General features: G+C 42.5%; 19 protein-coding genes and 2 pseudogenes. 4 read left to right on the top strand and 17 right to left on the bottom strand.

Annotation, left to right across the window (positions count from 1 at the left end):
* Positions 1-63: 63 nt before the first annotated feature.
* The 3 genes from CGC65_RS00860 to CGC65_RS00850 form a co-directional block, all read right to left on the bottom strand.
* On the bottom strand, positions 64-1,806 hold the full coding sequence (locus CGC65_RS00860; RefSeq protein WP_007037922.1) for an ABC transporter ATP-binding protein: 1,743 nt from the start codon (positions 1,804-1,806) through the stop codon (positions 64-66).
* On the bottom strand, positions 1,807-3,609 hold the full coding sequence (locus tag CGC65_RS00855) for an ABC transporter ATP-binding protein (RefSeq protein WP_007037923.1): 1,803 nt from the start codon (positions 3,607-3,609) through the stop codon (positions 1,807-1,809).
* A gap of 135 nt (positions 3,610-3,744) precedes the next feature.
* Positions 3,745-4,362, bottom strand: coding sequence for a TetR/AcrR family transcriptional regulator (locus CGC65_RS00850; RefSeq protein WP_022272192.1), 618 nt, complete (start codon positions 4,360-4,362; stop codon positions 3,745-3,747).
* Positions 4,363-4,659: 297 nt separating this feature from the next.
* Here CGC65_RS00850 and CGC65_RS00845 point away from each other — a divergent pair, with 297 nt between their 5' ends.
* Positions 4,660-5,271 carry a class I SAM-dependent methyltransferase gene (locus tag CGC65_RS00845; protein WP_007037925.1) on the top strand — a complete coding sequence of 204 codons (612 nt, stop codon included), beginning with the start codon at positions 4,660-4,662 and terminating at the stop codon, positions 5,269-5,271.
* Positions 5,272-5,741: 470 nt separating this feature from the next.
* Here CGC65_RS00845 and CGC65_RS00840 read toward each other — a convergent pair whose 3' ends face one another.
* The 8 genes from CGC65_RS00840 to CGC65_RS00805 all read right to left on the bottom strand — a co-directional run bounded on the left by CGC65_RS00840 (position 5,742) and on the right by CGC65_RS00805 (position 12,305).
* Entirely contained in the window at positions 5,742-6,086 is a 345-nt protein-coding gene (locus tag CGC65_RS00840) for a heavy-metal-associated domain-containing protein (RefSeq protein ID WP_007037926.1), read from the bottom strand.
* A gap of 36 nt (positions 6,087-6,122) precedes the next feature.
* On the bottom strand, positions 6,123-6,413 hold the full coding sequence (locus CGC65_RS00835; RefSeq protein ID WP_007037927.1) for a hypothetical protein: 291 nt from the start codon (positions 6,411-6,413) through the stop codon (positions 6,123-6,125).
* Positions 6,414-6,509: 96 nt separating this feature from the next.
* Entirely contained in the window at positions 6,510-8,537 is a 2,028-nt protein-coding gene (locus tag CGC65_RS00830) for a heavy metal translocating P-type ATPase (protein WP_007037928.1), read from the bottom strand.
* Between the two features lie 122 nt (positions 8,538-8,659).
* On the bottom strand, positions 8,660-8,992 hold the full coding sequence (locus CGC65_RS00825; RefSeq protein ID WP_007037929.1) for a DUF6110 family protein: 333 nt from the start codon (positions 8,990-8,992) through the stop codon (positions 8,660-8,662).
* 274 nt (positions 8,993-9,266) lie between these two features.
* The gene (locus CGC65_RS00820; RefSeq protein WP_050773536.1) at positions 9,267-9,710 is read right to left on the bottom strand and encodes a Fur family transcriptional regulator; all 444 of its coding nucleotides are present in this window, start codon (positions 9,708-9,710) and stop codon (positions 9,267-9,269) included.
* Positions 9,711-9,809: 99 nt separating this feature from the next.
* Entirely contained in the window at positions 9,810-9,965 is a 156-nt protein-coding gene (locus tag CGC65_RS00815) for a FeoB-associated Cys-rich membrane protein (RefSeq protein WP_007037931.1), read from the bottom strand.
* A gap of 18 nt (positions 9,966-9,983) precedes the next feature.
* On the bottom strand, positions 9,984-11,972 hold the full coding sequence (gene feoB, locus CGC65_RS00810) for a ferrous iron transporter B (protein ID WP_039897539.1): 1,989 nt from the start codon (positions 11,970-11,972) through the stop codon (positions 9,984-9,986).
* 120 nt (positions 11,973-12,092) lie between these two features.
* Positions 12,093-12,305, bottom strand: coding sequence for a FeoA family protein (locus CGC65_RS00805; RefSeq protein WP_007037933.1), 213 nt, complete (start codon positions 12,303-12,305; stop codon positions 12,093-12,095).
* Positions 12,306-12,536: 231 nt separating this feature from the next.
* Here CGC65_RS00805 and CGC65_RS00800 point away from each other — a divergent pair, with 231 nt between their 5' ends.
* The gene (locus CGC65_RS00800) at positions 12,537-12,902 is read left to right on the top strand and encodes a metal-dependent transcriptional regulator (RefSeq protein WP_022272189.1); all 366 of its coding nucleotides are present in this window, start codon (positions 12,537-12,539) and stop codon (positions 12,900-12,902) included.
* Positions 12,903-12,940: 38 nt separating this feature from the next.
* Here CGC65_RS00800 and CGC65_RS00795 read toward each other — a convergent pair whose 3' ends face one another.
* Positions 12,941-13,492, bottom strand: a complete 552-nt coding sequence (locus tag CGC65_RS00795; protein WP_007037935.1) for a DUF3793 family protein — start codon at positions 13,490-13,492, stop codon at positions 12,941-12,943.
* 22 nt (positions 13,493-13,514) lie between these two features.
* Positions 13,515-13,946, bottom strand: coding sequence for a flavodoxin (locus CGC65_RS00790; RefSeq protein ID WP_007037936.1), 432 nt, complete (start codon positions 13,944-13,946; stop codon positions 13,515-13,517).
* Between the two features lie 581 nt (positions 13,947-14,527).
* On the opposite strand from CGC65_RS00790, the pseudogene CGC65_RS00785 reads away from it, so the two are divergent.
* Both CGC65_RS00785 and CGC65_RS32360 read left to right on the top strand, forming a co-directional pair.
* Positions 14,528-14,734: pseudogene (locus CGC65_RS00785) on the top strand (IS110 family transposase); the annotation flags it as partial.
* 33 nt (positions 14,735-14,767) lie between these two features.
* Positions 14,768-15,043: pseudogene (locus tag CGC65_RS32360) on the top strand (transposase); the annotation flags it as partial.
* Between the two features lie 181 nt (positions 15,044-15,224).
* Here the strand turns inward: CGC65_RS32360 and CGC65_RS00775 are convergent.
* The 4 genes from CGC65_RS00775 to CGC65_RS00760 all read right to left on the bottom strand — a co-directional run bounded on the left by CGC65_RS00775 (position 15,225) and on the right by CGC65_RS00760 (position 18,936).
* Positions 15,225-15,593 (bottom strand): hypothetical protein, encoded by a 369-nt coding sequence (locus tag CGC65_RS00775; RefSeq protein WP_007037940.1) that lies wholly within the window; start codon positions 15,591-15,593, stop codon positions 15,225-15,227.
* Between the two features lie 5 nt (positions 15,594-15,598).
* Positions 15,599-16,516 (bottom strand): ParM/StbA family protein, encoded by a 918-nt coding sequence (locus CGC65_RS00770; protein WP_007037941.1) that lies wholly within the window; start codon positions 16,514-16,516, stop codon positions 15,599-15,601.
* An 85-nt stretch (positions 16,517-16,601) separates the two neighbouring features.
* Positions 16,602-17,849 carry a CHC2 zinc finger domain-containing protein gene (locus tag CGC65_RS00765; protein ID WP_048928883.1) on the bottom strand — a complete coding sequence of 416 codons (1,248 nt, stop codon included), beginning with the start codon at positions 17,847-17,849 and terminating at the stop codon, positions 16,602-16,604.
* A gap of 67 nt (positions 17,850-17,916) precedes the next feature.
* Positions 17,917-18,936, bottom strand: coding sequence for a hypothetical protein (locus tag CGC65_RS00760; RefSeq protein ID WP_007037943.1), 1,020 nt, complete (start codon positions 18,934-18,936; stop codon positions 17,917-17,919).
* Positions 18,937-19,006 lie beyond the last annotated feature (70 nt).

Here is a 19,006-nt window from a genome sequence, read left to right as displayed (position 1 = left end):
CTTAAGCTTTCTTATACACAAAAAGCCTGAGAGAACTTTTAAAGAACTCTCAGGCTAAATCGCCTAATTTAATCTCCACCCGGCGCTTTGTCGTTGTAGATCCACCATACGATGGTAAAGACCGTTTTTGTTCATCAGTTCTGCCGGCGTTCCTTCTTCCGCCACCCTGCCATCTGCCAGAACAATAATTTTATCGGCTGCCTCCACTGTACGCATCCGGTGAGCGATCACCAATACTGTCTTTCCGACCAGCAGACGGGAAAGTGCCCCTTGAACCTTTGTTTCATTTTCCACATCCAGACTGGCAGTTGCCTCGTCAAGGAGGACGATGGGTGCGTCTTTCAACAAAGCTCTTGCAATAGAAATACGCTGCCGTTCACCGCCAGAAAGCTTCGCTCCGTTCTCTCCAATGGGGGTGTTGTAGCCCTGGGGAAGCCGATGGACAAACTCATCGCAGTTGGCCGCTTTGGCCGCAGCCCGCACTTCTTCATCCGTTGCGCCACGCTTACCAAGACGAATATTTTCCATCACTGTATCATCGAACAGCACCACATCCTGAAACACCATAGAATAATCCCGCAGCAGTACCTCTGGGTCTACGGTAGAAATATCCACACCTCCTACGCGGATCACTCCTTTGGAAATGTCCCACAGCCTTGCAGCAAGCCGGGCGCAGGTACTTTTACCGGAGCCGGAAGATCCTACCAACGCTGTGACTTCGCCCTCTTTAGCAGTAAAACTCACATCATGCAAAACTTCTTTCTCATCATAGGAAAAACCCACATGCTCAAAGACAATATCATACCCCTTTGGCTCAAATTTTTCCGCGCCTTCTGCTGTGGGAGTGTCATAAATTTCATTCATACGGTCAGCCGACACCTGAGAAACAAACATTTCCGCAATAAGCGCAAGACTTTGATCAAATGGTGCATAGACACGGGTAATAACAAGCAGGAACAGGAACAAAAGCATGAAATCAATGCTACCGGACAATATCAAATTCGCACCTACAAGAATGGTTGTTGCCACGCCCAGCCGCATGATAACGCTCGCGGCATTTACAAAAAGGCCAGTTCCCAGTTCACCCTGAATCGTAACCCGTTCATGTTCGTCAATTTTCTGATTCAGTCCGTTTAGATACCGTTCCTCCTGGTTTGTGGCACGAATCTCTCTAACATTTTCTAATGCTTCCTGAATACCATCTGATACCCGAACAGCAGCTTTTTTCGTCCGTTCTGCATTGCAGGCAGCAATCTTACGGCTGCCAAACAGCAGACCAAAAGCTACCGGTACACCCCACAGACAAGCAATCGCCAATCGCCAGTCGTAAACAAACAGGCACACGGCAATGATTGCTGTAGAGATGTAAGCGCCATACAGATACCCCAGCACATGAGACCAGACATGTTCCATCCGATTTACGTCTCCCATAATGGTCTCGGTTAAGTCTGCTAAATCCCGTTTGCCAAAATACCCCAGAGGCAGTTTACGAAGCCGTTCTGCCAGACTGAGACGTGTAGTTTTGATCTCATTATATACCAGCCCATAGGTAGCTTTGTATTGCTGTAAATGGGTCACGAAGGACAGGAGGATAAAGAGAACCAACGCCCCGATGACAAGCACTGAACCGGGAAGCGGACTTCCTTCTGTCAAGATTCCCATAAAACCAGACATTACCAGATACAGAATGCTGACGCCGCCCATAACAACCAGATTCACGATCACTGTCCAGAATGTGCCTTTCTTTGTGTTCCGGACACCCTGATCGGTCAGGGCATATTTTCGCTGAAACTTCTCTCCAAACATTTACTCAGCCTCCTTTTCGCTGGTGATTTTCCACTGAACTGCCTTGTTATAGTCAGTCCACATCCGGGCATACAGACCGCCCGAAGCAGTCAGTTCCGCATGAGTACCCTGCTCGGCAATGTGCCCTTCTTCAAGAACGATAATCTTATCAGCGCCTACAACAGTGGATAGACGATGGGCGATCATAATAACAGTGCGGCCTTTTGTCAGTGTAGCAAAGGCTTTCTGAATCAGCACCTCATTCTCAGGATCGGCAAAAGCGGTTGCCTCGTCAAGAACCACAATGGGGGCATCCTTCAAAATGGCTCTGGCCAGTGCGATGCGCTGTTGTTCACCACCAGAAAGATAGGTTCCTTCGGTGCCGATCTGTGTATCAAGACCATCTGGCAGTTTATCAAGAATATCCTTGCACTGGGCAGCCATTAGCGCAGCCATCACCTGTTCTCTTGTCGCTTTCGGGCGGGAGACCCGGACATTTTCCAAAATAGAGGCTTTGAACAAACGGTTATTCTGGAATACAAAAGCCACCTGATCCATAAGGACATGAGGATCAATCTGGGCAACATTTACTTCACCGACTTCCACCACACCGGATGTCGCATCCCAAAAACGTGGAATCAAGCTGGCTGCCGTTGTCTTTCCGCCGCCAGACGGACCCACCAAAGCCACGGTCTGACCTGGCTGTGCTGTGAAGGACACATGAGAGAGAGCAGGGCTTTCCGCTCCGTTATAAGTAAAACTCACATCCTTAAATTCTACTTTATTACTACGAGGGGTCTGCGGGTGACTGGGTGCTTTCAGGGTAGGTGCCTCCATCACCTGATTGATACGTCCCAAAGCGGTACTGGCCAGCATAATGCCGGAGGAAGCAAACATTATTTTTGCAAGCGCAGTAGAAATGATGGCTGAAAATACGGCATAAAAAACGAAATCAGAAACAAATCCAGCAAAACTGCCGTTTGCCAGTGCGCTTGGAGCAAGGAACAGCGCCACTGGAACCAGAAACACAAAAGCTCCTTCGGTAAAAGTTAAATTGACAGACTGAGGAACACGGCATACATCTGCCTGATAATGTTCGGCTTTGTTGCTGTAATCTTCAATCGCCTCCTGAAACGCCTTGAACGAGTAGACCGTCTGCTGGAATATTTTAACTACAGGAATCCCTCTTACATATTCCGTTCCCGCTTTCGTCATGCGATCCTGAGCCGCCTGATATTCCGCCATCAGCTTGGCATTTTTACCTCCCATCATGGAGAACATGGCAATTACTGAAATGACCGCCGACAAAAAGCAGGCTGCTCCCATGCGCCAATCAAAGAGAAACAGTAGAACCAGCATCGACAAAAACAACACGATAGTACCTACAATGTCTGCCAGATTATGTGCCAGCAATGTTTCGGTGTCGGCTGCCGCAGCATCCAGCCGCCCGCGAATCAGACCGGAAGCGTTGGAATCAAAAAAACCCAGCGGAGCCTTCATTATATGAGCAACTCCTTGCTTTCGTATGTTGGAAGCTGTGCGGAAAGCAGCTAGGTGGGTACACATCAGACCTGCAAAATACAGGATAATACCGCCTACCGCAAAAGCAAAAGCAATCCAGCCGTATTTGGATATATTCTGTGCCTGCGTCCACTCTGGTGCTGCGGCAATTAAATTCCGGGCTGTCAGCCAGATGCAGATGTAGGGAGCCATGCTGAAAAGCATGGACAACGCCGATAGAGCCAGACCTAAAAAGGTCAGGCCTCTGCGGCTGCCTGCATAATCCAACAGGACAGCCACATCGTTCTTTTTTTCTTGTTTCATTAAATGACCTCCTTATAGTGAAATTATATGGTTAGTTTAGGCTAACTCAAAGTTAAAAAAATAGGGGATACTCTGTGACGCTCTGCTCATTAGAGAGAGCAGAGCGCCCCCGATCTATCGTCATCGTATCCCATGTCATGGCGACATCAGTTTTAGCCATCCGGCAGTATAAAACTCCCGGAGTTGTTCCACATCCCGCAAGGCCTGTTCCTGCGGAATATCGTGAACCACAATCTCAACAAGACCGCCCAGCATACCACTGGCAATGATATGACACAGAGACGGGCTTAATTCGGGGATGCTGTATCCCAAGCGGCAGAGTGTCTCCATGTACCTAAAGGTGCTTTCCACTTCCAGTTCCACCATGTTATGAATAAAGTTTTCATAGGAGGTGCCTTCTGCGCCGCAAAACAGCAGCTTTACCGGTTCCCTGTGCTGGCAGACATATTCCACCATCCAATGAATGTAAGCTCCTGATTCCACGCCCATATGTTCCGGTTGCTCCTCTGCGGGAAGTTCGGAAAAGGAAATATGCGCATTCACATATTTGCTCATCAAAATAGCGGCATGCGGTTCTACAATGGAGGCAAACAAAGCCTCCTTACTGGAAAAATAGCCGTAAAAGGCTCCTGTGGTTACTCCGGCGTGTTTCACGATCTGCCGCAGAGAAGCCCCGAGAAACCCTTTTTCTAAAAACTCATCCAAAGCAGTCTGTTGTATTTTTTCTAATGTATCTGGTGCTTTTGATTCCAAGATGTCCTCCACATAACAGTGCTATGTAACGATGTTATAATACAGCAGACAGATACGTTTGTCAAGACTAATAGCAGTTTTTTAATAAATCAAGTTTTATTCATAAAAACGACTTCTGTTCGCCACCAATGTCAAGTGGTAAACTCAATTTGTGCTGTGGAAAGATAGTTGGGTGAGAATCCGCCGCAGCGGTTGAAAAATTCATGATCCGATGTTATACTGTTGGTTAGATATTCCTAACTACTGATAGCAATCACTAGTAGCGAAAAATCGGAAGTTGAAAGGGGGAACATTGCAATGAACTTTTTTGAAAACACCCGTAAGCCGCAAGGCTTCGGTGGGAAATTGATGGCGAAGATGATGAACAGCGGTCACGCTAGGGTGTCGCAATGGGGATTCTCAAATATCTCCGCAGAGCCAGATGCTAAGGTGCTGGATGTCGGCTGCGGAGGCGGCGCAAATATTGCGATTTGGCTGGACAAATGTAGAAACGGTCATGTGACAGGACTGGACTATTCGGAGATCAGTGTGGCAGAATCTCAAAAGCTAAACATTGCCGCCATTAAGCAGGGAAAATGCAGGGTGCTTCAAGGCGATGTATCATCGATTCCCTTTTCTGATGAGGTCTTTGATTATGTCTCCGCTTTTGAGACAGTTTATTTCTGGCCGGGTCTGAAAAAATGCTTTTCCGAGGTAAATCGCGTTCTGAAAAGCGGCGGAACATTTTTGATTTGTAACGAGAGCGATGGAACGAATGCCTCAGATGAAAAATGGACAAAGATAATCGGCGGTATGAAGATTTATAATCGTGATCAGCTTGTTGCTGCTTTAAAAGAAGCGGGTTTCACAGAGATAAAAACATATATAAATGCCAAAAAACATTGGATGTGTATTGCCGCAACAAAATAAATAACTTCCAGTTTATCTGGAGTTGGACAATGTGATAAATCAGGAATTTCGGAGGAAATCAGCAATAAATCATCAATTAGAAAAGGGACATTTAAATTTCCATTGCCGAAATGTAAAATCAGGATTTGATAAGGAGAAACTGATTATGAAGAGATGTATCAAAGGTGGGTTTTCAGTATTAAGTGGGTTTGTTGGCGTTGTACTTCTATCCTCAAAAATGGGGTTCTACTGCGTAACAAAATGCAGACAGAAAAGCAGAGAGCCAACCACACTTCCAAAAATAATTAACTCTCTGCTTCTTTTGTCCCCCATCTGTCAACGTTAGTGATAATTTCACTTATCGCACAATGTTGAAAATCAGCTTTTGCGAATCATTTTCACCGGTTCATATTTTCTCAAAAGTAAAACATCCTTGCTTACTAATAAATTCTTTATCACATCTTGCAACTAACTTCAAATTGACTATCTTATTAATCCACAACTTTATAACCAATTCTTTCGATTGCTTCTTTGATCAGGTTATCTTCAACCGGCTCTGCATAAGAAATAATTACAAGTCCCTGTTTCAACTTCACTTTTGCAGAAAGCTCTGGTATGGAATTAACTGCCTCCATTACACGATTACTGCAATGTTCACAATGCATTCCTTCCACTTTGAACGTTTTCTTTTGAATCACCCTTTTCAATTTTTTCTTCTTTGGCTTATAAGAACTGCCCCCACAACACCCACCATGGCCTTTAAAATGCCTGATGGTGGGTATGATTGCCAGTCCAACAGCAATGATTAGTAAACATATTATTATAAAATTCTCCATTTTGTACCCTCTTTTCACCGACTCTTTGAAACAAACTTATTCTATACTCTTTAATGCTTCATCCATCGGTATTTTCTTTATTCTCTTGAAACTCAAAACTACAACAAACAAATATCCCATCAGTATAAAAGCAAACATCTCTATATATCTGGATGCTGACATCACAAAATCAAACCATCCGCTGTACCCTTGCATCATTGCTTTCCATACTTCTTTTATTACAATACTTTCAAGCCATACACTCAAAGCATCTGGCAAAAGCAGTGCAATTGTAGTTGAGAATATATACAGTCCTGCAATTTTCCTATCGGTGTCAAGGGCAAGCACGCTGGATTTCTAAGCTCTTTTCATAGAAAAATCTCAAGCGAATGCTCGGGACTTTATCTACAGTCTGAGATGGGATGATTATCCCACTTTATCTTCCTATGACAACAGATTACGCATGTTCTTCAGCGCAATAAGCAATGTTGAACTATTATGCAGTAAAGCTGATGTTGTTGGTTGAAGCACTCCTCCTACACCCAGCAAAATCAATAATGTATTAAAGCCTACAATAGTACGGTAATTTTTATGTATCCGCTTCATAAGACTGTCACTTAACATTTTTAAAGTAACAATCTGTAACAGATCATCAGATCCAACAGTAATGTCTGCTATCTCTCTTGCAATCTCTGCTCCATCGCTGATTGCAATTCCAACGTCTGCCGCCGAAAGAGCCGGAGAATCGTTAATTCCGTCTCCTATCATAATGACTTTATGTCCATTAGCCTTTGCTTCTTCTATAAAGTTCGCTTTATCTTCCGGAAGTACCTCAGAATAATAGTTATCTACCCCAACCCGCTCTGCAATTGCTGCCGCTGTTCTTTCGCTATCCCCGGTCATCATAACAATCTGGGATAATCCCGCCTTTCTAAGAGCGTTCACAAGCTCTGCCGCTTCTTCTCTCAGAGGATCTTCAATGAGAATAACTCCTGCCAGCTCATTTTCCACAGCAAGATACAGATGCGAATACTCTTTCGGAAGCTGTTCAAATATTGCCTCTTTTCCCACAGGCACCCGGCACATCTCATCCTCAAACACAAAATGTCTGCTTCCAATAATTGCCCTTTTATCGCCAATCGTCGTAGCAATTCCATGTGCAACGATATACTCCACTTTGGAATGCATTTCTGCATGTTCCAGGTTGCGTTTGGATGCTTCATCCACAACCGCCTTTGCCATGGAGTGGGGAAAATGCTCTTCCATGCATGCCGCCATTCGCAATATCTCATCAGAAGATAATTCATTAAAAGATACTGTATCTACCACTGAAGGCTTTGCTTTTGTAAGAGTTCCCGTCTTGTCAAATACAATGGTATCTGCCTCTGCAATCGCTTCTAAATATTTTCCACCTTTTACAGTAATATTATAAAGGCTTGCTTCACGAATTGCAGACAATACAGATATTGGCATTGCAAGCTTCAATGCACAGCTAAAGTCTACCATCAGAACAGACAATGCTTTTGTTGTATTTCTTGTGAGAAGATAAGTAAATGCTGTGCCAGCAAGTGTGTATGGAACCAGACGATCTGCAAGGTGTTCTGCCTTGCTTTCCACTCCTGATTTTAATTTTTCGGAAGCTTCAATCATTGTAACAATTTTATCATATCTTCCGGTACCACCCACCTGCTTTACTAAAACTGTAACCTCCCCTTCTTCAACAACGGTTCCTGCATATACATAGCTGTCCTGACTCTTTCTGACTGCTGCAGACTCTCCCGTCAAAGCAGCCTGATTTACCATTGCTTCACCAGAAACCACGAGTCCATCAAAAGGAATCACATTCCCCATATGAACAACTACCCTGTCTCCGGCAACAATCTCATCTACAGAAACCAGCACCTGCTGTTCTTCTCTCACAAGCCATACTTTACTAATATTTAACGACATGGTTCTTGCAAGATCATCCACCGATTTCTTGTGTGTCCATTCCTCCAACAATTCTCCTACTCCAAGCAAAAACATAATAGAAGATGCCGTATTCATGTCGTTTCTTAACATAGATACACCTATTGCAGTAGCATCCAGAACCGGAACCTCTATTTTTCCTTTTACCAGATTTCCAATACCTTTCCAGATGTATTTTGCAGCGCATACCGTTGTATAACATGCCTGCAACGGATACGGCAGCAATAGCTTTCTTGCATAATGAGAAATAACCTTACCTATCAGCTTTTCCTGATAAGTATTGTTTAATTCTCTTCCAGAATTTTCAAGCAATCCATTTGGTACTTTTACATTCTCGTATTGAAAACGCCTTAATATATGAATAATATCTGCACGCTCTCCTATATACGAAATCGTTACATCCGCCGTCCTGTCATATACTTTAACAGCCTGAATTTCTTTTATGTTATGTAAATAATAGAGAAGGATATCTGCCTGTTCACAGCTTATTCTCTCACCTATCATATGTACTCTCATTCTTTCTTTTGTTTCATGTAGAATTCGAAACTTCAAAATATCACCTTTTTTCTATTAAATCATGAAAAACACCTGCAAAGCATGCAGGTGTCCATTATCTGTCAATATCATTACTCAGCAGCAGCTTCTGTTTCATTCAATGTCTCATGTAATGTTTCTTCCGTCACGTCATCCAGAGAATCAAATTCTGCTGCTTCTTCTGCCGCTGCACGTTCCTCATTGATTGCCTTTGCATCGGCATAGATGTCTTCCGCATTTTCCTGAACAGTCGAAACAGTCTTCATCACACATTCCTTCGCCCGTAACACTGCAGCCGTACAATTTGTATATACCTTCTTTGCATCTTTGCTGGATAAAATTTTTATTCCTGCTGTACCAAAAGCAACTCCTGCTGCAAAAATACCTGTTTTCTTCCAATTAATACACTCTAAACATTTTAACATAATAATCCTCCTCTTATCTGTGCTTATAACCGGTATAAAAAGTCATAAACAAGCAAACAGCTAATGCCCATGCCCAAAATTTATGATTCTTCATTTGCATACCAACTTCTTTCTTTTTTTTTCAGTATATCCCCTGTTTATCTTTTATTTCAAGTGCTTTTGAATCTATTGATATTTTTTCTCAATAATATAACTTTTATTGTCGAAATTTTTGAATTCAGTCAGTTTATTGATATTGTTCTGTCTCTATATTCTAATGTTCCAATACATATTTTCATTCTGTATTTTCATCTTTCAGCTCCAGGCTTTTCAGTTCCTGATTTTCAACAAACCCAACGCATTTCAATCCGCATTCTACCACCCGCTTCCATTTTTGCTGCGAAAGTTCAATCTCCGTTTCATCATCCAATACAATTCTGCATATTTTTTCTTTACCATCCCAGTTTTCACAATGAATCTGCGACAGTTTTTTCCAGCTGATCGCTCCAATTTCCTCTAATGTATTTACCATTCTGTATACCGTAGCGATTCCAATATTGCTGTCTTTTTTATGCACTTCACAATATATTTCTTTGCAGGAGCTATATTGCCCATTTAAAATAATATCTAAAAGTAACATTCTTTGACTTGTGATTCTATAATTCATTGCCCGCAAGCGTTGTATGATTTCCTTCTTTCGTTTATCGTTTGTAACTATTTTATTTTCTTCTTTTTCCACCAGCTCACCTCCAGTCAAAAGCTTATACCGCACTTGCTTTATAAACTTAAGGCAGGCAGATGAATGTCCCATCCGCCTGCCTTATAAATCGTGCGTTTTTTATTCTTTCAGTTCTCCACAATGGCAATGTTTCTTACAGTTTGATGCATTGGGACACCCAATACAGGCATACCCTTTTTTCTTTTCTTTTACGATGTAACAAATACTGAATGCAAGAATTGCCAGTATGATAAGTACAATAATAACATCTGCCATGTGAATCCTCCCTTTCAACTAATCAAGCGCATACTCTGCCTTCAGCTTCTTGTTCGCATGAATACACAGATATGTTATAAATGCTGCTATTATCAGCACTGCAATCAGTCCGCCAATAAAGCCTGCTCCAAGAGAACCTGTTGTAATTAATGTACCTGCCTGATATACCACAAATCCAATCACATAACCTGTCGCAAGCTGGAAACCGATTGCTCCGGCAAGCCACTTACCGGATTTCATTTCCGAATTCATAGCTCCAAGTGCCGCAAAGCATGGAGGTGTGAATAAATTGAACATCAGATAAGCAAGAGCCGCTACCTTTGTAAGTCCCATAATCGCTGCCACTTCACTGCCGCCTGACACAAGCGCCAATTCATCTGTATCAATAAAGTTAGTAATGCAGAATACTGTTGCAAGTGTACCAACGACATTTTCCTTTGCGATAAAACCTGTAATTGCTGCTGCGGCTAATTGCCAGCTTGCAAAGCCTACAACAGGAATAAGTAATACTGCAACTGGAGATGCAATCATCGCAAGAATGGAATCTGAACTGTCTTCTGCTGCCACTACAAAACCCGGTGTAAAAGTCGCCATAATCTGCACTACCATATTGCAGACAAGAATAATAGTTCCTGCTTTGATGATATATGCTTTTCCACGCTCAAGCATTGATTTGCAGGCAAACACAACAGACGGAACCTTGTATTCGGGAAGCTCCATAATAAAGAAACTCTTTCTGTATTTCATTCCTGTAATCTGCTTGATCAAAAGTGCTCCAAGAAGAATTAGTGCAATTCCCACAAAGTACATGACCGGTCCTACCCATTTTGAATCCGGGAAGAAAGCACCTGCAAAGAGTGCAATAACCGGAAGTTTCGCTCCACATGGCATAAATGTACAGAGCATCGCTGTTGCCCTGCGTTCTCTTTCATTCTTAATGGTACGGCACGCCATAATGGCAGGTACACCGCATCCGGTTCCGATGACCATAGGGATAACCGATTTTCCCGAAAGACCTACTCTCTTAAAAATCGGGTCAAGTACAACCGTTGCCCTTGCCATATAACCGCAATCCTCTAAGAGCGCAATCAGGAAATACATAACCATTACAAGCGGAAGGAAACCAACTACCGCTCCAACACCACCAATAATACCATCAACTAAAATCGCCTGCAAAATAGGAGAAGCATTTTCTACTTTACTCGCAACAAAGTTCTGAAATGTTTCAATCCAGCCTGTCAGAATATCTGCAAGCCATGTTCCAAGTGTTGACTGTGAAATATAAAACACAAGCCACATAACTGCCGCAAAGGTGATGAGTCCCCATACAGGATGAGTGACAATTATATCAATGGCATCATCCTTTGATTTTTCCTTTGTCAGTGTCTTTCTTACTTCCACCTTCGACACAATTTCATTTACAAAGGAGAATCTTTTTCTGTCCGCTTCCTCAACTTCTTTTTTGTCCGTAAGATCAATATTTCCCTGTATGTACGGAGCCTTCTGTCCCTTACCGGCTACACTTGTTGCAGCCTGCATAACTTCCCTTAATCCATTTCCGGTTGTGGATATTGTCTTAATGACAGGACATCCCAGTTTGTCTGACAATGCCTTCTCATCAATTTTCGTATCCTTTTTGGCATTAATATCGGTTTTGTTCAAAGCCACTACAACCGGTATTCCAAGCTCCAGAAGCTGTGTCGTAAAAAATAGACTTCTGCTCAAGTTAGTAGCATCTACAATATTGACAATAACATCTGGATGCTCGTTTTTTACATAAGAACTTGTAATGCTTTCCTCTGATGTAAAAGGAGACATGGAATACGCTCCCGGAAGATCCACTGCAACCAGTTCCTCTTCCCCTTCATAATAATTCTTTTTGACCGGATGCTCCTTTTTGTCAACCGTTACACCCGCCCAGTTTCCGACATGCTCACTGCGTCCGGTCAGGGCATTGTACATGGTTGTCTTGCCCGAGTTCGGATTGCCCGTCATTGCGATTCTCATTCTCATGCTTCCTCCCTTGTTATATTTTTCTTATTTTCATTAGCTTTCGCTAACTATTATGTATAAAATAATGCGGCTCACATCACCTATTACAAAGTAATACCTGCCGCTTATTTTTAACTATACCTCGATGGCATCAGAGAGCTGGCTGTCTATGTTATATCTGCCATCCTTAATGGACACCACCATTCCGCCATGTTTGCGTGAAATCACTGTGATTGGTTCTCCACTGTAACATCCAAGAGAAAACAAAAAAGCATTCAGTTCTTCATCCTTGGTATTGATACTGTTTACGATATATTCTTTTCCTTCCGTAGCATCTGTTAATTTCATACAAATCATCCTCTCCGATAAGAAGATTTCATACAACTTATCAAAATTACCGCTCTATAATTTTCGTTAGTCTTTTAAAACAATGTTTAGTGTATGCTATCTTTCATGTTTTGTCAATATTTTTTTCAATAAAAATATGTTTTTCCCAAATTTTGTTTACAGAGTTTTTTTCAAGTGTTATACTAACTTTAGTTATATTTTTCTAACATCAATAAGGAGAAAATGCTTAATATGAAACGAACTGAATCACAAGAGAATTATTTAGAAACCATTTTGCTGCTTAGTAAGAAAAAACCGGTTGTCCGTTCTGTAGACATTGCAAACGAATTAGGTTTTTCCAAGCCCAGTATCAGTATTGCCGTAAAAAATCTGAAAGAACATGAGTACATCACTGTTACTCCAGAAGGGTATATTTATCTCACACAGACAGGGTTTCAGATTGCCCAGAATGTCTATGAACGACATCAGGTTCTCACTGATGCCTTAATGAAATTAGGTGTTCCGGCTGAAACAGCCGAAGAAGATGCTTGCCGTATTGAACATATCATCAGCGATGCTACTTTTACTGCAATCAAAGAACATCTTCATACAAAATAGAGTTCTCAAATCATAGAAATGTGATTTGAGAACTCTATTTATAATGCAACTGCTAACTTATCCAAAGTACTGCCTTTCTCCATTCTCATGCAGTAATCTGCTGTGCATTTTCTAAACCGGTTAAATCGTTTCTCCGCCTCTCTTTCATCCCCATATACTTTCCATGTTCCAACAATTTTATAATTCTGAGCCTTATTCTCAATAAACCCTTTTACATCTTCTGGTGGATAACCTAAAAACAATCCTATTTCATGTGGAAACACTTCACATTCTCTTAATCGCTGAGCAAGGCACACAATACATCTTTCAGGATTTGATACCGGATATTTTAGATTTCTAAGCATTTCCAGCAAGTCCTCATTTGTAAAATCAACCTGTAAGCAATTCGGACGATATACATATATAAGCATTCTGTTCTTACTTTCCCTTAATGGAATTACACGAACCCCTTTGGGGGTCAATGATACATTTAACTGGCGAATTTCATCCATTGCTATTTCATGATTGACAAACTCGGCAGTAAACAAATTTCCTGTCTTTATTCCAGCCAGTGTCGGTGCGCTCTGCGAGACAAATAATTCCTCAGACATCTTATCCCTCTGCTATGAATAATTACATGTTCGCTAACGCTTTTCCAGCCTCCCTGCATTCATCGATAATTTCCTGAGACGGCTCATTATTAGCAATAATACCTTCGCCATTTAAAACGGTTGCGCCATCCGATGCAATACGATCTTCCCAGTCTTTCATCCATTGACCATCGCCCCAGCCATATGAGCCAAACAGTGCTATCGTTTTTCCGTTTATTTGACTATCTAAATCGCACATAAACGGCTCCATGCTTGCTTCTTCCAACTGTTCTGCACCCATAGACGGACAACCTAATGCAAGTGCCTTTGCTTTTTTCAGTTCTTCTATATCTGCCTCATCAACATTCCATACGGTAACCTCTGCACCATTTTCTTTCGCACCATCTGCAATTGCCATTGCCATTTCCTGTGTATTTCCTGTACCACTCCAATATACTACATATACATTACTCATTCTTTTCCCTCGCTTTCTGCTTTTAATTAGTTGTATCTAACTCAAGATAAATATAACTTACTTCATATCAAATGTCAATATTACTTATCAATAGTTTTTATCGTCAGCAAGCAGCAGAAACGGCATATCGAGCAAAATGCACATTCTATTCCACTTCGATGTTTTTTCCTTCTCCCTGCAAGGCATAGCAGATACTACGCCACTATGCCCTGCAAACACTTATTCTTACCTTTTAGCGAAAGGGCAGCTCTCTGTCCAGCTGTCTGCTTTCTTCTCTTGCCATACTCTATGATGCTGCCTGCTCCATGCCCTCCAATATCGCTTCTCTTATATCCTCGTATTATAAAGTAGTAGTGTTTATAGTCCCTCTCCAAGGACTGTATGCTATACTGTTGGAGATACTGTGGGTTGTTGCTTCACATCCTACCACTCGATGGTTTTAGAAAGGCTACAACCACAGTCTCTTTGTATATTTGTTAATCAGTTAGATACCGCATGACGGTTTATTTAGAACGAGGTTACAATCGCAAGGAGTACCTGTGGCTCTAAACAGTATCAAATTTATTCAACGGAGATTTCTTATGATTTACGTTGGAATTGATGTTGCCAAAGATAAGCACGACTGCTTTATTACAAACTCAGATGGTGAGGTATTATTCAAATCTTTTACCATATCTAACAATCGTGAGGGGTTTAAAACCTTATTTCAAAGAATTGGATCCGTATCAGATGATTTAACCAAAGCAAAAGTAGGACTGGAAGCCACCGGACACTACGATTACCGTTTATATAGCCGTTCAAAGAAATAATGTAAAACTGCCCCCTATTTTTCAACTTGTACCACAGATCTCGGTACAGTCAGGATCAATGCAAGTGCTTATTATCCCTCATTTTATCGAAACAGCAAGAAAGTAGGGACCAGTAATTATCTGAGGGTCATGCGCCTTAGAAAGATATGGGCAGGAGGGACATTTGCAGTTTTAAAACGGGAACATAAACTAAATAAAATCCAGAAAAGAGGCCTTCAGAAAGCAATCGAAGAATACCTCTTATCAGCAACGGCATTAAATCTAAAAAGGCTGGTAAAAGCGGTTTAGATAACCAAATTTACCAGCCTTTTGGAGTTGTTTATAGCATTTCAAAAAATACGAGAGCCTGAAAGTTTTCTATGACCTCATTATCCATTATAACATTTCTCGGTAGACCAGCTTTTCTAAAGTATGATAACCAGATATATACTGTAGAGATTATTCTTACTCCCGCCTACCGCCTTACAATTTATTTTCTAAAATCTTGTAATGCCATAAAGATTCCGGCTATATCATCTTCTTTCATCTCCTTTTCGTCTACCCCCATTTCATCACTTTTATAACGTTTACCCTCATTCTGATTTCCATATTCCTCTTCAAATCTATTCTGGTTTTGCTCCTCCAATATTTTCCGTACAAACTGCTCCAATTCCCGATAATCAATTCCCACAGAAGTATTCCCTCGATGCAATCCTCGACTCTCATACGCCAGCACCGCCCTCGCCAGATACTCCGCCTTCCCATGTCCCAGCCGGTTCAGTATCCCTGCCACCTTCACATGATCCGGATTTTCCCTGTTGAAGCCAATATTAAAGATAAACTCATTCTTCTTAGCCATAAACCTTACCTGCCCTTCTGCAGCCGGTAAAGAATCCCATACCCCTTTGCATTCGCCTGAAGTTCCGGAATAAAAATACTCTTTCCCACCTTTCCGGAGCTTCGGATATATCTCTCCAGCAAACTGGCACCACCACCCACAAAGACAACACATCCTGACTTCAGATCCATATTCCTCTCCCGCAGACTTCCCAGAAAATCCTCTGTAAAAGTTTCTGCCATCTCCTGCACAATCCGGACAATCCCCGGTTCATAATCAGTATCCTTACCCAGAATCATCTGATCCATGTCCGTCTCTTCCAGCAGCACATCATACTCTGCATTGATACGAGAAGAAATGCTGTTATACAGCTTAATCACACCATTATCCAGTGAATCACAGACCCCCAGATCCGGCTGCCCGTTCCGAAGCATCAGATAATCCAGCGTGAATCCTCCCAGATCGATGACAATTACCTTCACATACTCCTTCAGCTTCCCATAAATCGTCATCGCAGCCGCATAGTCCTGGGGAAATGCCACCACATCATTGATACAGAACGAATATCGTTTTCCCCGATAAGTGACATTCTGAATCTCATCACGGCTCAGATATTTTTCAAACTTCCGATACAATCCCCCATAATGTTTCGGCGGCAGCCCTACTGGCAGGTTGACCTGAATCAGCCGGTCAGACAGATTCTCCCGCTCCAACTCCTTTACAATCGAAAATAAGGTCAGATAAAAGAATCTCTCATCCTGTGTCTTATCTCTCTGGTAAGGAATCCTCTGCCCTGTAAGTGCATAATATTTTCCCTGGTAACTCATATAATCTCCGAATGGCGGCTGTTTCTCACTGACAGTCAGACCGGAGGTAAAAATAAGGTTTTCCGTTTTCATGTTGCGGTTTCCATGATCGATAGCAATGTTTTTTTCCTGATACATAATATAAATCTCCTTTACGTTTTTCTATCTATACGGATGAAATACGCAAACACCAACAAATATGCGCAAAAAAACCGGACCTCTATCAAAGAAGTCCGGTTCCTGCTTTTCTCTGCTTTTCAGATTCTTCCTTCTTCTTCAGGGCATACAGATAATCATCTACCCCTTTTCGCTTTTCTTTCCAGATTCCCTTTTCATTCATATCCCAGGTAAGGCTGCTACTCTCCAGACCGTTCTCTTCACAAAGCCGATACAGATTTCTGCAGCCCCGCTGGATATTATCCAGTTTAATCTTTTTCCTGGGACAGTCTATGCTTCCAAAACCATTTTCTCTAAGTTCACACTTACTGCAGACCTCCTCTTTATAATCACGCCTGCATAGAACCGGCAAATGTTTGTCCATATCATAAGCCTCATAAATCTTCTTTGTCCCTGTCTGTTTCAACCGCTCCAGCACCGGAGAAAGATTCCCATACAGATTAACTCCTGCAACAGCTGCAAAGGTTCTTCCAGACAAATAATGAGATAAATCTGCTTTTAAAGGCCCTTCTGTCACAAATACACACGCCTGGCCTTCCTGACCAACGAAATGCACCGGACTTCCTGAAGTGATTCCCTGCTGATAATTAGCACTGGAAAACCAGACATACTTTCTGCCGTCATAAGGATGGTCCAGCCGGATCTGCATCGCTGTAATCAATCCATCCATATTTCTGACAGGAACCAGAAAACCTGCGTTCTTAGCGCTGAAATTGACCGTCCACCTTCCCTCCTTATCCTGATAAAAGCCAGGTACTCCCTGTAAAGTACAGCCAGCCTTCAAAAGTCTCTCTGCCAGCTTTCGATACCCAAATACAAGGGTACTCTTATAGCCGTTTTCCTCAATCTTTTCCTCTGAAAAACCACGTTCCAACAGATTTGTTCGATGACTTTCTGCCAAAGGAAGCATTTCCAGCATCCGTGTATAGGTTTTATTACACGCTTCTATTCCTGCCGCTTCTGCCTGTGGTATTTCCGGAATCTTCTGTTCCACTTTTTTCGCCTGTATCTTATATGGTTTTTTCTCAGTCTCCCTTCCCAGTAATTCTTTAATCTCACTGCAGGCTGTTCCATGATCCACATGGTACAGTTTCCCATACAAGTCCAGCATTCCCCCTGACTCTCCGCACCGGTTACAGCGGAATACATTCTTTTTTAGATTCAGATTCATTTTTCCCTTTTCATCCTGACAAAAAGGGCAGTATGCCTCCCAGCTGATACTTCCTCTGCGTTTTATCTGCAGCCCGACCAGGCCTGCAACATCCGCCATATTAAATGGTAAATCCTCTCTCACGAATATTGCCTCCTTTTTTCAGAAGCAGCCTGTGTAGCTCAGGCTGCTTCTGAGTTTACCGTAAGGTTTATGCTGCGTTCTGTGCCGCATCCAGAAGGTATTTTGCCGCTGCACGAAGCAGATTATCCGGCCCCTTATAATCATTGACATACCAGTTCAGGGACTGCGGCTTTTCAAGCGCAAGCTGTCCCAGAGTCTTGCCTTTGTAAAAACCGGCACTGATTACCACTGCAACTGCCATTTCCTGGTTCAGCATTTTATAGATCTGTTCAACCGGTTGCTCTCTCTGGATATTAGAAAGAGCTCCCTGCACCATTGCCTGGCGATCCCGAACCGGGTTCTGCGAACTCTGCAGCGGATTCTGAGGTCGATTCTGGGTTTGACTCTGTACCGGCTTCTGTACTGAACCTGCACTGCCTCCGCCAGCCATCTGCATTGCCGGCGGAATGGAGCCGGCAGTATTTACTGCAGTTGTATCTGCATACTGCTGGTTCTCATTCTGATCCATGTAATCACGGATATCATACTGCCCCGGAAGCTGAACTTCTTCATCTGGCACAGCTCCAGTTTTCATTTCCTGAAAAGTACCGGCATCCTGAACGTTTTCTGTGCCAGCATCTGCAAAATGCTCAATCCCGGCATCTACAATCGCCGGATCAGTCTCTCCTTCCAGATCTGCAAACTGAAGTCCAAAGCCTGCATCCGCCAACGCACGTCCTACAGCCGCCGTTTCTGCCAATTCCACATATTTATTTCCAAACTGGTCATCCCCGGTCAGATACTTCTGGGCCAGTGCATTGGCAATGAAACTCTCCTCCGGATCATTTCGATCCAGATATACCTTAGCCTCCACAATCGCTACCTGATCTGTTAATTTTATTAACTTCTTTACAATCTTTCCATTGGGGTACTTCAGGCGGAACCACAATTTACGGTACACCACATCCAGATAATATTTCACACCCTGTCCATCTCCGGCCAGTTGGCGCATATATTTTCTGGGATCAAAACCTTCCACCTGATTCAGTTCCTGAATCCCCTGGATACTCTCATACATACTTCCCTGATTCAATATCTGCTCACTCATTCTTGTTCTTCTCCTCTCTGAAAGGCAGATTCCTATGTACCATAAAGACAGTTCTTCTGCCGAATACTTG

This window comes from Enterocloster bolteae, from assembly GCF_002234575.2.
In the GTDB taxonomy this organism is placed as follows: domain Bacteria; phylum Bacillota; class Clostridia; order Lachnospirales; family Lachnospiraceae; genus Enterocloster; species Enterocloster bolteae.
Note: the sequence above shows the minus strand (reverse complement) of the source record. Positions and strands in the feature narration are given on the sequence as shown.

Coding starts and splice junctions, on each gene's coding strand:
- CGC65_RS00760 (WP_007037943.1), bottom strand. CDS start 18,936: ATGAGTGAGCAGATATTGAATCAGGGAAGTATGTATGAGAGTATCCAG.
- CGC65_RS00860 (WP_007037922.1), bottom strand. CDS start 1,806: ATGTTTGGAGAGAAGTTTCAGCGAAAATATGCCCTGACCGATCAGGGT.
- CGC65_RS00805 (WP_007037933.1), bottom strand. CDS start 12,305: ATGAAATTAACAGATGCTACGGAAGGAAAAGAATATATCGTAAACAGT.
- CGC65_RS00775 (WP_007037940.1), bottom strand. CDS start 15,593: ATGGCTAAGAAGAATGAGTTTATCTTTAATATTGGCTTCAACAGGGAA.
- feoB (WP_039897539.1), bottom strand. CDS start 11,972: ATGAGAATCGCAATGACGGGCAATCCGAACTCGGGCAAGACAACCATG.
- CGC65_RS00830 (WP_007037928.1), bottom strand. CDS start 8,537: ATGATAGGTGAGAGAATAAGCTGTGAACAGGCAGATATCCTTCTCTAT.
- CGC65_RS00790 (WP_007037936.1), bottom strand. CDS start 13,946: ATGAGTAATGTATATGTAGTATATTGGAGTGGTACAGGAAATACACAG.
- CGC65_RS00815 (WP_007037931.1), bottom strand. CDS start 9,965: ATGGCAGATGTTATTATTGTACTTATCATACTGGCAATTCTTGCATTC.
- CGC65_RS00770 (WP_007037941.1), bottom strand. CDS start 16,516: ATGTATCAGGAAAAAAACATTGCTATCGATCATGGAAACCGCAACATG.
- CGC65_RS00840 (WP_007037926.1), bottom strand. CDS start 6,086: ATGGAGAATTTTATAATAATATGTTTACTAATCATTGCTGTTGGACTG.
- CGC65_RS00800 (WP_022272189.1), top strand. CDS start 12,537: ATGAAACGAACTGAATCACAAGAGAATTATTTAGAAACCATTTTGCTG.
- CGC65_RS00845 (WP_007037925.1), top strand. CDS start 4,660: ATGAACTTTTTTGAAAACACCCGTAAGCCGCAAGGCTTCGGTGGGAAA.
- CGC65_RS00825 (WP_007037929.1), bottom strand. CDS start 8,992: ATGTTAAAATGTTTAGAGTGTATTAATTGGAAGAAAACAGGTATTTTT.
- CGC65_RS00795 (WP_007037935.1), bottom strand. CDS start 13,492: ATGTCTGAGGAATTATTTGTCTCGCAGAGCGCACCGACACTGGCTGGA.
- CGC65_RS00855 (WP_007037923.1), bottom strand. CDS start 3,609: ATGAAACAAGAAAAAAAGAACGATGTGGCTGTCCTGTTGGATTATGCA.